At 55.7% G+C, this 13623-nt stretch carries 11 protein-coding genes; 5 read left to right on the top strand and 6 right to left on the bottom strand.

The window, feature by feature from the left end; translation table 11 throughout:
- Positions 1-316 precede the first annotated feature (316 nt).
- Complete coding sequence (gene merA, locus C5B91_RS20435; protein WP_115820198.1) at positions 317-1807, bottom strand: mercury(II) reductase; 1491 nt, start codon at positions 1805-1807, stop codon at positions 317-319.
- Positions 1808-1885: 78 nt separating this feature from the next.
- Between merA and C5B91_RS20430 the strand changes: the two genes are divergently transcribed.
- Entirely contained in the window at positions 1886-2227 is a 342-nt protein-coding gene (locus C5B91_RS20430) for a helix-turn-helix domain-containing protein (RefSeq protein ID WP_115820197.1), read from the top strand.
- A 394-nt stretch (positions 2228-2621) separates the two neighbouring features.
- Here C5B91_RS20430 and C5B91_RS20425 read toward each other — a convergent pair whose 3' ends face one another.
- The 4 genes from C5B91_RS20425 to C5B91_RS20410 all read right to left on the bottom strand — a co-directional run bounded on the left by C5B91_RS20425 (position 2622) and on the right by C5B91_RS20410 (position 6264).
- Complete coding sequence (locus C5B91_RS20425) at positions 2622-2927, bottom strand: plastocyanin/azurin family copper-binding protein (protein WP_394337650.1); 306 nt, start codon at positions 2925-2927, stop codon at positions 2622-2624.
- A 133-nt stretch (positions 2928-3060) separates the two neighbouring features.
- Positions 3061-4296: a ZIP family metal transporter gene (locus C5B91_RS20420; protein WP_115820195.1), complete on the bottom strand. Its 1236-nt coding sequence runs from the start codon at positions 4294-4296 to the stop codon at positions 3061-3063.
- Entirely contained in the window at positions 4297-5559 is a 1263-nt protein-coding gene (locus C5B91_RS20415) for a multicopper oxidase domain-containing protein (RefSeq protein WP_115820194.1), read from the bottom strand. It lies immediately after the preceding gene.
- A 3-nt stretch (positions 5560-5562) separates the two neighbouring features.
- Complete coding sequence (locus C5B91_RS20410; RefSeq protein WP_115820193.1) at positions 5563-6264, bottom strand: metal-dependent transcriptional regulator; 702 nt, start codon at positions 6262-6264, stop codon at positions 5563-5565.
- Positions 6265-6609: 345 nt separating this feature from the next.
- On the opposite strand from C5B91_RS20410, the gene C5B91_RS20400 reads away from it, so the two are divergent.
- From C5B91_RS20400 to C5B91_RS20390, 3 genes are all read left to right on the top strand, one after another.
- Positions 6610-7917: a Dyp-type peroxidase domain-containing protein gene (locus tag C5B91_RS20400; RefSeq protein WP_115820192.1), complete on the top strand. Its 1308-nt coding sequence runs from the start codon at positions 6610-6612 to the stop codon at positions 7915-7917.
- On the top strand, positions 7904-8965 hold the full coding sequence (locus tag C5B91_RS20395; protein ID WP_115820191.1) for an iron transporter: 1062 nt from the start codon (positions 7904-7906) through the stop codon (positions 8963-8965). Before C5B91_RS20400 ends, C5B91_RS20395 begins: the two co-directional genes overlap by 14 nt.
- 221 nt (positions 8966-9186) lie before the next feature.
- Complete coding sequence (locus tag C5B91_RS20390; protein ID WP_115820190.1) at positions 9187-10257, top strand: iron transporter; 1071 nt, start codon at positions 9187-9189, stop codon at positions 10255-10257.
- A 63-nt stretch (positions 10258-10320) separates the two neighbouring features.
- Here the strand turns inward: C5B91_RS20390 and C5B91_RS20385 are convergent, their stop codons facing one another.
- Positions 10321-11832: a hypothetical protein gene (locus tag C5B91_RS20385; RefSeq protein ID WP_119712972.1), complete on the bottom strand. Its 1512-nt coding sequence runs from the start codon at positions 11830-11832 to the stop codon at positions 10321-10323.
- 1156 nt (positions 11833-12988) lie between these two features.
- On the opposite strand from C5B91_RS20385, the gene C5B91_RS20375 reads away from it, so the two are divergent.
- The gene (locus tag C5B91_RS20375) at positions 12989-13393 is read left to right on the top strand and encodes a hypothetical protein (RefSeq protein ID WP_115820187.1); all 405 of its coding nucleotides are present in this window, start codon (positions 12989-12991) and stop codon (positions 13391-13393) included.
- Positions 13394-13623: the final 230 nt, after the last annotated feature.

The raw sequence follows: 13623 nt of genomic DNA, 5'->3' as shown, positions 1-13623 counted from the left end.
CTGCTCACCGGGGAGTAACCCGCTCGCTGCGTATTGGGGTGATTCTGAATCGGAGATTTTCATTACTCACTGACTTTCTTCCATTGAGTTAATACTTTGGCTTGTGAAGGAGTGGATTATACACAACGCCGATTAGTAAAACGGGGGCTGTTTTGCCACCATCCAGCATATATTGTATATCGCTATACACAATCGAATAAAAATCCGACTCACAGTTTCAGAGGATAGCCAGTTTCACAGTGGCTTCGCCAAGATACTTCGGGAGAAGTTGTCCCTATGCAGCACAGGCTGTGCTTGCCGGAATATTCTCTGCTCTTCACTCGACACAACAACTCATCGTGGACACATCACGCCTGAACGCCTGGCAAGCGTGCTTGAACGCCTCCGAGAACGTTGGGAAGGGGTGGATGGTATCGATGATGTCGTCGACGGTCAGGCCGAATTTCACGGCTAGCGTCGCCTCGGGTATCATGTCTGCTGCCCGTGGGCCGACCATGTGGACGCCGACGATTTCGTCGGTCTCGTGGTGTTTGACAACCTGTACGAGGCCACGGGTGTCCTTCACGGCTTTTGCTTTCGGCACATCTGCCATCTCCACCGTCCGACACGAGCAGCTGCCGTGTTCGTCCATGTAATCCAGTTCGGTCGTCCCGACCGCTGCAACCTCTGGGCTGGTGAACACCACTTTTGGAACCGCGTTGTAATCGATTGCCGCCCCCTCGTCTCCAAAGGCGTTCTTTACTGCGTGGTTCCCCTCCTTCGCGGCGACAGTCTCGAGCATCGGTTCTCCAATGCAGTCGCCTGCGGCGTACACATCTGGGTTGGTTGTCCGGAACTTGTCGTCCACGATAACCGATCCAGTGTCGTCGGTCTCGACACCTATCTTGTTCAGTCCGATATCCTCTGTATTCGGTTGAACGCCGGTAGCGACGAACAGATCGCTGGCTGTGAACGTACGGGCATCGCCTTCGACGGTCGCTTCGACGCCGATGGAAGACACACCATCGGTCACGGTTGTCTCTTTCACGCGATCGACCGCGACGTTGGTCACGACAGAGATTCCTTCCTCCTCGAAACACCGCTGAAGTTCACGACCAAGCTGTCCTTCCATCCCAGAAAGAACGTATCCCGACCGCTGGAGAATCGTCACGTCGGTCCCCATGTGATGTAAGATCTGCCCCCACTCCAGTGCAACGTAGCCACCACCGACTATTACGACGCTCTCGGGGAGGTTGCGTCGGTCGAGAATCGTCTCGCTGGTCTCGAAGTTGACGTCCTCGATACCCTCGATTGGAGCGATGTATGGTGAGCTGCCGGTCGCGACGAGCGCCTTCTCTCCAGTAATCACAGAACCAGCATCTTCACCGTCAACGATCTCTATCGTCACGTCGTCGCCGGATGTAGGCTGGTTGCTCGTCGAGCGTTGCTCCACGCCGTCGACGAACCGACCGTATCCCTCGTAGATGTCTGTCTCGAAGTGCTCGGCCACGTTCACGTAATTCTGTTCACGGAGCGACGCGACGACGTCGTCTTTCTCGTCGATGGCTGCAGCCCAGTCTATCGTTGGTTGGCCGTCTTCGTAGTCCACCGCATCGAACGGATTCCGGGGTGGTTCAAAGGCGGTCTTCCCCACTTCGAGGAGATGCTTACTGGGGACACACCCGACGTTGACGCACGTTCCGCCGAGAGGTAGCCCGGTGTTCACTATCGCTGTCGAGAGTCCACGCCGGTCAGCCTCTGTAATGGCAGCGAATGCCGCTGCACCGCCACCAAGAATCACGAGGTCGTACGAACCAGAGGAAGTCATGTATACCGTTACTTTATGACGCGAAGTTATTATACTGTAGAGTCCGAAGTCACGAAGTAAGTTGGAGGCCTCAAAGTAATGGCAGACGCCACTTCTCCCCCGGAACCGACGTGTGATGTAGACGGAACGTGTTACTGTCCGTTGACTGGCGTGATCAATACACTCAGTCGTAAGTACGCGATGCAACTGGTCAGTATCATCGGTGCCCACGAATCGCTCCGATTCGCTGAAATCGAAGCCCACCTTACGAGTGCCAGCACATCGACCATCTCGAAGCGACTAGACGAGTTCGAGGAGGCAGGGTTGGTGTCTCGTACGCAGTACAACGAGATTCCACCTCGTGTAGAGTATGCCCTCACAACTGATGGCCACGAGGTTCGCAAGCGTCTCGAACCCCTCCTCGAGTGGGCATCAAGGTGATGAGTCATCTACAGTGGTGAATCGATCTCCTTGTTCAGTGCAACGTTCCTTTGCATCTTGTCGCTCTATCTCATTTGAACCTCATACTGCAGTTGGAAAGTTACCTCCCTATAGAACTGACACTGTGACACGATGGCGACGAGTTTGATGGAGGAAAGTACACGCGAAGCGGAACGTTTGCTTCTGCCCCGCATCGATTGTCCGTCCACCAACGGAAACTTGCTGTGTCGTCATCGGTAGATCCTCATGGCAGTAAGGAATCGGCTCACTAGACCGACGTTGTGAGGGGTTGATGACGTTCAGACTCATCTATGAATCTGGCTCATGTGACTCGGACCACCCCTCCAACCAAAAAAACAGATCCTGTTGCTCGAATGGAAGACCGTTCAGAGCTCTACTCGACCGTTACAGTGCCTGTCATCCCTGAGCTTTCGTGTGGAATGCAGACATACTCGTACGTCCCAGTGACGTTGAAGGTGTGTTCGTACGTCTCACCGGTAGCGAGCAGTCCTCCACTCACGTCGTTTCGTGCGGCTCGTTCAGACTCGAATCCTCCACTGGCGAAATACGTTGACTCCGTCGGTATCCTGTCTCCGTAGGCCGTCACTGTATGCCCGACATCGCTATCGTTCTCCCATCTCACTGTTGTCCCGGCCCTTACAGTGAGCGTCTTTGGATCGAACGCGAAGTCTTCGTTCATCGAGACACGTGTCGTCCCGTCGGGGTTGCTATTGGACGAACAACCTGCGATTGCCGTTGCTACAAGAGTGCTTCCACTGAGTTTGAGCATTTGCCGTCGATTCATCTCTTGTATAAAGGTTAGTCTGGGGGGTTTAGAGTGCGACGAAGAGGTCAGTGACGTACATCACGACAAGTCCGACGAGGAACGTCACGAGATTCAGCGCAGAACCGACACGTCCATTCCGGCTGACCATTTCTCGAAGTTCCCAGATGACTTGCAGGATCGCTCCCACACCAACGGCGAGGAAGAACGCCCCGAGCGTCGGCGAGAAGGCAAGGCTGCCTAGCCAGCCACCGAGGATGACCGGAGCGCCTGCAATGAATCCCAGACCGACGAAGTGGAGGACGTTTGGACGCTCACCACGTGCAACGGGTGCGACGACAGCTGGCCCTTCAGTCACGTTGTGAAGCATGAAGCCGATGACGAGGAACGCACCGAGTGAGACGCGCCCGAGGGCGAACGAACTCCCGATGGCGAGCCCCTCGGCGAGGTTGTGGAGACCGATACCGAGGGCAACCAGATAGGCAACCCACAGGCCGCTCTGGGCACGCGCATCACCTGCTTTCGCACGGCCCTGTCGCCACGCGCTGACGGACTGAACCGCGAGAAGCGCGCCAATGATGCCGAGCGCGACGAGGGCAGGTCCCTCGAACGCGCCCGGCACCTGCTCGCCGAGTTCGAATGCCTCGAACCCGGCATCAATAGCGAGGAACGCGAGAATACCCGCCGAGAAGGCGAGAATCGCGTGGAGCCAGCGGTCACTCATCGACTGCAGGAATGGGAACCACAGCATCCCAAGTGCGACCGGGATGACGCCGACGAACAGGCCGATGACAGCCATCGTCACCAGCAGGTCCGTCGTCAGGCCCGGTGACTGACTGGGGGCGATGATGGTATGGTGAACGGTTGCACCGTCCGAGAGCAGCAGAGCCACCTCGAGGTCCCAGCCCGGGTTCCAGTGATACGGGATGACCACCTGTGCGCTCTCACGAGGGGCGAGTGTGTTATCACCGCCTGCGCCCTGCACATCGTAGTCCCAGTACGCTTCTGCGACCAGCACCTGTGAGATTGTCACTTCGTCAGGGCCGTTATTCGTGACGTGGAGGACGACGGTCTCTTCGCTCGGTAGGGTCGTATGCGTCACCGACACGTCGGGGAGTGGCGCACCACCGTTGTCGAGCGACGCGAATGGTGTCGCCACAAAGAAACCACCTACGATGAGTCCGAGCAGGAGGATCGGGAGCAGTGCTGCAACCCACTTGGGGAGTCCCAGCGGGCGCTCAGTTTGGTTCACAGTCGTGCCGCCATCCGTGTTTGGTTTGCTCATTTAGACCACCTCGAAGAAGCTCATCCAGCCAAGTTCAGCGAACTCTGACTGGTGGGCGTGGAACATGTACAGTCCCGGATCGTGATTCGAATAGTCCAGCTCGATGATGCCGCGCTGTGCTTGACATTGCATGACCGTGTCAACGTTCTGGTTCGTCGGCAGCAGCGTCGTTCCGTGGTCGTAGTAGTCGAAGAACTGCGAGTGGGTGTGGAACGAGTTGATGAGGTCGAACTCGATTGCGTTGATGAGATACACCCGCTGGCGCTGGTTCTTATCGATCTGGATCGGGCGCTTGGTCTCACCAGCTTTCCAGTTCCCTCGACCGTCAGTATCGCCAACACCGTAGGCGAACGCTCGCGTGTTGGCTGCATACACCTCGTTTCCGCCGTCGAAGTTGGTGTCGAAGCCGTTCATCACCATCACCATCTCGTTGACGGCGTCGTTCTCGGCGTACTCGTGGTTCCGCGTCTTTGCCTCAGCGACGAGTTCCGCACGGAGTTCGTCGGTGATCTGCGAACGGTGGAAGTCACAGTACTCCTCCGGTCGCTGGGCGACACGCTCCGGATCTGGGTCGATGATGATCGCCCCGTATAACCCCCGGTGGATGTGTTCTTTCAGCGGGAGCGAGTGGCAGTGATAGAAGTGGACACCTGCGGGTTGGGCAATCCACTCGTACGTGAACGACTCACCCGTATTGAGGACGCCCGGTCCGTTCTGCGGGATACCGTCCATCTCCGGATTGAGATTTCGGAGGTGTGGATGGATAGTGTGGGCGTGTCGACCGAGATTCTCGAACTTCACACGGATGAGATCGCCCTCGACGGCTCGAATGGTCGGGCCGGGTACCTGGCCGTTGTAGGCCCATGCTGGGAACTCGATGCCCGGGGCGATGGTGACGGTGGTATCGACCGCCTGGAAGGTGAACTCGCGGACGGTTCGACCGTTCTCCTCGTAGATGTCCTGCGGGACGTTCTCCTGTTCGCCACGGCCTGTGTTGAACTGGTAGAGGAACTCGTGTGGGTCAAAGTCAGTGTCGCTATATTCCCCGACTGCACCGAAGTTTCCGTGTGAGTCCTCACCTGGGCCATGCTGCCCTCCGCTGTCTGCCCGTCCGATACCAGTGAGAGCGGCGCTCCCTGCGAGACCAAGCCCCCCGAGAACTGCCCGTCGAGTTGTCTTGAAATCTGATTCGAGCGAATCAACTAGTCGTTGCTCCAATCTCTCTGAAAGTTTTGCTGCTTGTGAATAATCTTGTGAAGGCATGTATTACGCCTCGTTGTACTGTCTGCGTTCGTTTTCAGCCGGTTCAGCAGGCCGTGATACGTAGATGTCTGCAGCGACGTCAGTCGGGAGCGAGAGGGGTTCCTCTGCCGTCTTCACTTCGCACGTGATCATCCCGAAAGGGGCGTTTTCGACCACTTTGAGTTCCGTTCCAAGTGAGATTCCAGAGTTCGTAAGGTACGACAGCACGTCTGCGCTGCTCTCTCGCACCTTAGAAACGACCGCAACCGTTCCCTTTTGACACTCCGCTAACGATTGCTGTGTCTCGCACTCTCGAATTTCGAGGTCTGCTGTAGGAATCGGTTCTCCATGTGGGTCTACTGCAGGCGACCCAAGGAGCACTTCGATTCGCTTGACTAACTTCTCGCTCAGATGATGCTCGAGTACGTCTGCTTCTTCGTGTACTTCTGCCCAATCGTATCCGAGTTCCTCGGTTAGGAAGAGTTCGAGCAGTCGATGGTTGCGGAGCACTTTGATCGCCTGCCTCTCACCGAGCGTGGTGAGACGAGCACCCTGATAACTCTCGTAGTGTACGAGACCATCGTCGTCCATTCGCTGCAACATCGTTGTCACGGTTGGTGGTTTGACCCCTATCGCGGACGCAATTTCGGATGACTTGGCCGGGGTGTCTCTGTCCTGAAGACGGTATATTGCCTTCAGGTAATCTTCGACTTTCGGGGTCACCATGGGCGAGATTTTGATACCTCTAAATAAATAGTTTCGTATTATGGCCTTATTGTTTAGAAACTATCAACCACCCAATTTGTACTTTCATACTCACTGAAGGATCCGCACGACGAAACGTGGGAAGACGAGTTCCAGACGAAGCTGCGTACTTTGCAAGTAGTGGCTTCGAGTCAGAGCGTGCTGCGAGGGACCGGGTTATTGAGGGACCGGGTTATTGAGGGACCTATCGCTCAAGGCGAGGGCTACTAAAGAAGTCCGTGGGCATATAGCCTATTACCAAGCTCACGGACGTATTCGAGAGCTTAACCAGAATCGTTTTTCGGCCGACTTACTTAGCACCGGGCAATGACAAACGAGAGGGGTATCCCTCGCAGAGAATTTCTCAAGTCGGCCGTCGCAATTGGAGGTGCAGCGGCGTTTAGTGCCTGTTTGGGCCGTGAAGGGGTTGATGTCCCGACGGGACCGGATGATCTCTCGTCGTATCCACAGGGACAGCACGCTTGGAATGAAGCCCTGCCACGGGACGACCATGGGAACGTCGTCGCTCCGAGCCATCGCGTGCTTCTCTATCTGAATTACCGACGGGATGGGCAACCGAACGAAGACGACCGTGAAAAGGTTGAAACAGCTCTCCGTGGCATCGAACACGCCTACGAGCGAAGCGGTGATGGGTTATTGCTCACGATGAGCTATTCCCCCGCATACTTCGACCGATTCGACGAATCACTTCCCGAAAGTGTTGACCTTCCCGATCCGGAAGCACTTGCCCCGTTCGAGGATCCTGAGTTCGATACGCCGGACGCAGTCGTCCATCTCGCGAGTAACACGGCACAGGTTGTGCTCGGTGCTGAAGAAGGCCTCAAAGGAAACAAATTGACGCTCAACGGGATCAAACAACCCGATGCGGCCTTGACCGACGTCTTTACCATCGTCGACCGGCGGACGGGCTTTATTGGGGACGGGTTACCGGCGGAGAATGCAGGTGACGCTGAGGGGGTTCCAGCCGACAAAGTCCCCGAGGACGCACCCCTGTTTATGGGATTCAAATCGGGATTCAAGAAGAATCAGGCCAGTGAAGACCGCGTGACGATCCAGTCGGGCCCGTTCGCCGGTGGAACAACTCAACACATCTCCAAGCTCCAACTCAACCTCAACCAGTGGTACAACCAGGACGACCGCTGGCAGCGTGAGGCGAAGATGTTCTGCCCATATCACGCCGAGAACGACGTCGTTGAGGGTGCAGGCGACAATCTCGGCGACAGTAGCAAAATCGACGACTGTCGGCCGACCGATAAAACTGCCCGTGAGATGGGCGTCGTCGGCCACGCTCAAAAGTCCGCCCGTGCTCGCGATGATGATGACTCACCGCTCATCCTTCGACGTGACTTCGATTCTACCGACGATGGCGCTGCTGGCCTCCTCTTCCTAGCACTCCAGCGACGGATCATCGATTTCGTCCACACGAGAGAAGCGATGAACGGAACTGATGTCACCGAGCAGTCGGCCGTCGGTCAGCGGAACAACAACGGCATCCTACAGTACATCCGTACGGAACGTCGCGGCAATTTCTTCGTCCCTCCGCGGTCGTTGCGTGCGCTGCCGCCTGCACAGCCGGTTGAGAACGCACAGGAGGTGACGCATGAATCGTCGTGAGGTGCTTCAGGCGATCGGGGGCACGTCACTTGTGGGGCTCGCGGGGTGTACTGGCCTATTTGAGACGCAATCGGCACAAGCACCACCGCTTCCCGAGAATCGGCCGGACGCAGTTTACTATCCGAGTCACTGGGAGGGTATGAAGATGCCTGGAATGAAGGAACAGAGCGGATACAAGTGTGCGCTCACGTACTCATATGCACACCGGTTCTGGCTGATGAAGCCGAATGGGCTCACAAAGGTCGAGATTCAACCCGAGGATTCGATCCATCTCATGCCGGTCGTTTGGGATACTCAGACAGGAATCATCCCACCAGACATCAATCCACAGCTCACGATCACGCAGAACGGCGAGCAAGTCGACCAGTTCGCGCCGTGGCCGATGCTCTCCCAGCCGATGGGCTTTCACTTCGGCGATAATGCACAACTCCAGGGCGACGGGACATACACTGTCGAGGTCAGCATCGGCGGGCCGTCGACGCGACGGACGGGGTCGCTGGCCGAGAATCAGGGGAACGCATCGTTCACATTCGAGTTCGAATTCAGCCAATCGACGCTAGATGAGATCTCGTATACCGACATCCCCGACGATAAGGAAGGCACGAAAGGTGCTGTCGACCTAATGGATATGACGATGTTGCCGAGTTCGCAGGTGCCGAAGCCAGATGCACTCCCCGGCGACGTCCGTGGATCGGGGACGAACGGGGACGCGAAGTTTGTGGTTACGATCCTTGATGACGCGTCGCGTTTCGGTGGTGACGAAGAGCAGAAGTACCTCGCTGTTTCCCCACGTACCCCCTACAATCGAACGATGCTCCCGATGATGTCGCTTTCGGCGACACTGCAACGCGACGATACGTCGGTGTTCAACGGAACTCTACAGGCGACCATCGACCCAGAACTCCGCTACCACTACGGAGCAACGGTCGCAGATGTACAGACAGGAGATGTGTTGACAATTGACGTCAATTCACCGCCGCAGACGGCCCGTCATGAAGGATACGAGATGGCCTTCGTTGATATGCCAAACGTGCAGATGACGTTGTAGTTCCAAAGGTGTCTTTAGAATCCTATTCGAAGTCAAACCTATGGAAGAGAAGCACCTGCTACTGGTGGCGTTACTTGGCGTTGTCTCACTGCTGGTACTCGCTGGATTTGTCGTTCGCCTGGTGTAAGGTTTCACAGGTTGGCAGTTACAGGCACTTCCGGTTGACGACAGCGGGCGCAAATTGATATGAACCAACCAAACATAGCATCACAGATGAGAAGATGAACCGACGAACGTTTTTCACACAGGGCGCCGCACTCTCCAGTGGACTGCTGCTGTCTGGTTGTCTGGGTCGGCTCGGGTTCGAGACGCAGTCTGCGTGGCGTGACCCACCGCTCGTGGAGGATCGACCTGCCGCCGTTTACTATCCCGCGATCGTCGAAGGGATGGGAATGTATGGGACGACGACAGCCGGTGACATCGGATTTGCGCTGATGCACTCGTTCCCGCACCGTTTCTGGAACCTCACCGGCTCACGCAAAACGAAAGTCGTCGTCCAATCCGACGATTCGGTGCATCTGATGGCGAGTGTCTGGGACACCGAGACGGAGACGATCCTCCCAGTCGACGTCTCTGTCGAAATCAGTAACAGCGACGGTCAAGTGTCCTCAACCAACCTCTGGCCGATGATTTCGCCGAATATGGGGTTCCACTACGGCGACAATATTGCACTGCCGGGAGAGGGACAGTACGATGTGACACTCCAAGTCGGCCCGCTGCAGACAGCTCGTACGAATCCATTCGATAGGCGATTTACTGAGGGAAAATCAGCCACGATGCAGTTCACGTTCGATACCGATGAGACGTACAATTTAGAGATTCGTCGGTTAGGGGAAAAAGCGGGCACCCGTGGGACAGTCGATCTAATGGATATGGAAATGATCCCTGAACCGGTCGTACCGACAAAATCCGAGCTTCCTGGTCAACTACTCCACGAAGGGCAATCCGGTGACGCGACGATGCTCATTGCTCTCGTTGACGGTGACCATCGGTTTAGTGATAGTGAAGGCCCATTCCTGATTGTCTCTCCTCGAACACCTTACAATCGGGTGATGCTCCCGAGGATGGCTCTGTTAGCAACACTCAACCGAGGAGGAGACACAATCGCACAAGGGACACTCCAGGCGTCCATCGACCCCGACCTCGGGAGTTTCTATGGGATGGGTCTTGATGAACTCAACTCGGGTGATACGGTCAGAATCACCGTAGAGACACCACCCCAACTGGCGCGGCACGATGGCTACGAAACCGCGTTCATCGACATGGAGCCGATCGAATTCACTGTTGAGTAAAGTTCCGAGAGACGGCGTCTGTCAGTCAGTGTGCGACCGGCTGGACCCTCGAAACCACCAGAATCAGGGTAGATATGGGGGTGTCGCACCAGGAAGTGAGAGAATCCAGAGGCTAATGACGGTGTAACCGATCATCACAACAACGAACGGGTATTGGCTCCGGATTGCGACGAGACGACTCGAGAAGAGTTCGTAGGCGGTCGCGTGCGCTGCCCAGATGGCGAAGAGATGCCCGACGAGCACGTAGGCGATACTCAAGCCCTCGAACCATCCCGGTGGAGACAATGTCAGGGGGTTGGCTGGGGGTGACAGTGGGGAGACAATCGCCATCCACAGAGCCGGACTGAGAGACACGGCCAGTCCGGTGTAGTGAGCGAGGTGATATCCCGCTGCGATGGCCAATAGCGAGGGTGCAAACCGAAAAGCGATGCGTTTCGCTGTGATGTATGTCCCGGTCCGTCGCCGAGAGAGTACGCCCGCATACCAATACGCGCCGAAGAAAACAACGTAGCCACTGACGAAAAGGAGTGTGTAGATGAGGATGGCACGGGTCTGTACGGCGCCCACTCCAATATTGGAGAGGCTAACGAGTGTCTCGATAGTTGCTGCACCCGTCCCGGTCGTGATGAAGCCACTGTACGTGAGCTCCCAGATTAGCGCAATGACGAACGCAACATCGGACGTATCTGTAATTAAGTCGGAGTCCGTCAGGTCGCTACCGGGCAGTTTTACGGTGAGCTTCCCGTCCCGCCGTTTTACAGGAGCGACTGCCCCGAAGAACCGGAACAGGACAGATATCGGATCTGCATTCTCGAACCACGCATCGGGACCGACGAGTACCGCGCCTGCGATTGTGACGGCACTGTAACCGAGGATCGCAATCGAAAGTGCTGTCGGAATTGTGCTGACGGGAAAGATCACCTCAAGCCACACGAGGAGTAATAAGCCACCAACAGCTGGCCATCGGGCTAATTCTTCTGGATACGTTCGGTATCCAGTTGGGAGCAGCGAGACAATCCCTCGCCACGGGTTCAGCACCGGCCAGAGATTGCCCCCGAGATACGTGAGCATCGGCAAGCCTGCCCGAACGACAACGAACGTGACGAGGATGGTGAAGCTTGCTGTCGGAAGCTGTGGCCCCGTTACTCCCAGATATATTGCCAGTCCGAGGACGAGGATTCCGAGTCCACGACCAACCCATACCAACGGCGTCCACCAATCGTTGACTCGTGGACCGGGGAGCGACCAGTTGTGGAGATAGCGGATAAATGCCCGGTCAGTGACGAAGCTCGTAAGTAGGGCAGAGGCTCCGATAGTGGCGCCTCCAGTGGCAAGGTACAACCATCGGGGGATAGCAAGGGTATCCCGTGACTGCTTCGAGAGCGTCATTCCGTTCCCGGCAGCGACTGTCTCAGTGAATAGTATCAGTATTGAAACCCACGTTACAAACAGGATGAAGAGTCTGAACTTAGTATTCGAGACAAGCCAATTACAAAGATTCAACTCTGGACAAGACTGTGTGTGCCCCTCGCTGCATCGTTCGTAGGTCGTGTTTGAGTCAGGCGAAGATGGCATACGTATTTAGAAGACCGAAATACAGGAGCACGAGGGCTCCGAGTGCCTTTATCCGTAGTGTGCGTAACTCGTCTTCTTCGTCTGATCGAGCAGAGAGATATGTGTCTTTTTCGTCAGCATCCAGCTGCTGGGGATGTTCTAAGCCTTTGTGGAGGACGAGGCGATCAGTCGTTGGAAACGGGTGTCCACAGTAATCGCACCTACTCGCGGGTGATTCGCTCCGTGGAATAGTAGTGCCTACGTATGACATAAGCTCGAACGCTGTTATTTGACCATCTCTCACTCAGCGTTGAAACCGTTCTGGTTTGACGTTCGGACCTCTCCCATCGAGCATTAAGCTACGTGGCACCACCAATAGACGGAGATCGTCGGTTACAACAGATCTGCTATCGAGGATCGAAGTTTTTCAAACACTCCTTTTGACGGCGGGGAGGTGGCCTTTGGTTCTGAGTGGTTGGGCTCGACCGATGGCTGGCTCTCCTCTCCGTGGTCTTCTTCGTAGGCGTCGCAGTAGATGCACATTGGAGGACACAAGCAGAGCAACTGTATAAAATCACTTGACGGCAAGATACTATGTGGGATTGAGTTACACCTTTGATTCGTCAAAGCGAGAAAGAACTAGTACAATACCAAGAATCACACCGAGCCCGAGTGTCGCTGCTGTTGCTCCATAGAGTGCCATACTCGGTGGTGTCGGATGAAAGAGTACGGAATTAAGAACAGAAATGTGCTGAATCTTTGAGCTCGTTCCAATAATTAATCCGAGTCCAGCTCCGACGGCGATCCCGACGAGTATGACGAGTCCAAAGATTCGCTTTCCACTCAGAGTACGTACCGTATCGCCCATATTGGTTGATTGTAGCCGATAGTGTAAGAACACTCTTGTTCGGGTTGGGTTATTAATTGATAGCGTTCGAATTGATTTCATCAGGAAAAATCGGGCGACGCGATAACAGTCGGTTTATTATGTTCGTGGCCGTAGCTCCGGTAATGGCCACTCAATTTGAGAGCCACCACGCCCACATTCGGTCGTCAGGAGTGTGCCAACGGATGTCTGCAGTGGGTGTCCCCTGGAGACGACCGATGGCGTCTCGGAGTGAACGTAATCAGAAGAGAGGACTCAGAGAAACAAGTGAACTCTCGTTACTACCCGACAATGAGTGACGAGTCCGACACAAATTCAACCTACACCGGAGCGAGCCCGTGGCCGCTGTTTGTTGCCCTCGGCTTAGCACTGTCTGAGGTCGGTGTCGTCCTCGGACTTCGTCCCGTATCTGTCACTGGCCTCCTGCTGTTCGTTGGATCGGTTGCCGGCATCCTGACGGAAGCAGGGTACGTCTCCCGACCTGCACGGGCAGCTGGTGTGCAAGGAGTCGCATTAGTCGGCATTGGGATTACGTTGGTACTTCAGAATCAGACCGGGACGACGGTTCGCGGACAGTCGATTGCCATCGCGGGCGGCCTCAGCCTCCTCGGCGCACTTCTCTGGGTGGGATTCGTGCGGATACGTGCTCGAAAATCGATGACGTCGATTGAAAAGACAGACTCGACATCCGATTGACTCCACTACCTGACACACATAGAATTTAACACGGCAACAACTGCAATCGCGTTCATCATCCTACTCTCCGTTCTCGTCGGCGGAACGGCGATGAGTCTGATGAGTACCAGTCTGTTGATCATGGTGAGTATCGGGTTCATCCTATTTGGAATCCTTACGTTCGTCCTCGGGATCAAAACACGTCGAGTATCGAGTAACTCGGATGTGGGTCCGGGAATAGACCGAACCAA

The sequence above is a fragment of the Haloferax sp. Atlit-10N genome, from assembly GCF_003586325.1.
Classification (GTDB): domain Archaea; phylum Halobacteriota; class Halobacteria; order Halobacteriales; family Haloferacaceae; genus Haloferax; species Haloferax prahovense.
Note: the sequence above shows the minus strand (reverse complement) of the source record. Positions and strands in the feature narration are given on the sequence as shown.

Excerpts from the sequence above, each read along its gene's own strand:
- merA (WP_115820198.1), bottom strand. The coding sequence starts at position 1,807 with ATGACTTCCTCTGGTTCGTACGACCTCGTGATTCTTGGTGGCGGTGCA.
- C5B91_RS20430 (WP_115820197.1), top strand. The coding sequence starts at position 1,886 with ATGGCAGACGCCACTTCTCCCCCGGAACCGACGTGTGATGTAGACGGA.
- C5B91_RS20425 (WP_394337650.1), bottom strand. The coding sequence starts at position 2,927 with ATGAACGAAGACTTCGCGTTCGATCCAAAGACGCTCACTGTAAGGGCC.
- C5B91_RS20420 (WP_115820195.1), bottom strand. The coding sequence starts at position 4,296 with ATGAGCAAACCAAACACGGATGGCGGCACGACTGTGAACCAAACTGAG.
- C5B91_RS20415 (WP_115820194.1), bottom strand. The coding sequence starts at position 5,559 with ATGCCTTCACAAGATTATTCACAAGCAGCAAAACTTTCAGAGAGATTG.
- C5B91_RS20410 (WP_115820193.1), bottom strand. The coding sequence starts at position 6,264 with ATGGTGACCCCGAAAGTCGAAGATTACCTGAAGGCAATATACCGTCTT.
- C5B91_RS20400 (WP_115820192.1), top strand. The coding sequence starts at position 6,610 with ATGACAAACGAGAGGGGTATCCCTCGCAGAGAATTTCTCAAGTCGGCC.
- C5B91_RS20395 (WP_115820191.1), top strand. The coding sequence starts at position 7,904 with ATGAATCGTCGTGAGGTGCTTCAGGCGATCGGGGGCACGTCACTTGTG.
- C5B91_RS20390 (WP_115820190.1), top strand. The coding sequence starts at position 9,187 with ATGAACCGACGAACGTTTTTCACACAGGGCGCCGCACTCTCCAGTGGA.
- C5B91_RS20385 (WP_119712972.1), bottom strand. The coding sequence starts at position 11,832 with ATGCCATCTTCGCCTGACTCAAACACGACCTACGAACGATGCAGCGAG.
- C5B91_RS20375 (WP_115820187.1), top strand. The coding sequence starts at position 12,989 with ATGAGTGACGAGTCCGACACAAATTCAACCTACACCGGAGCGAGCCCG.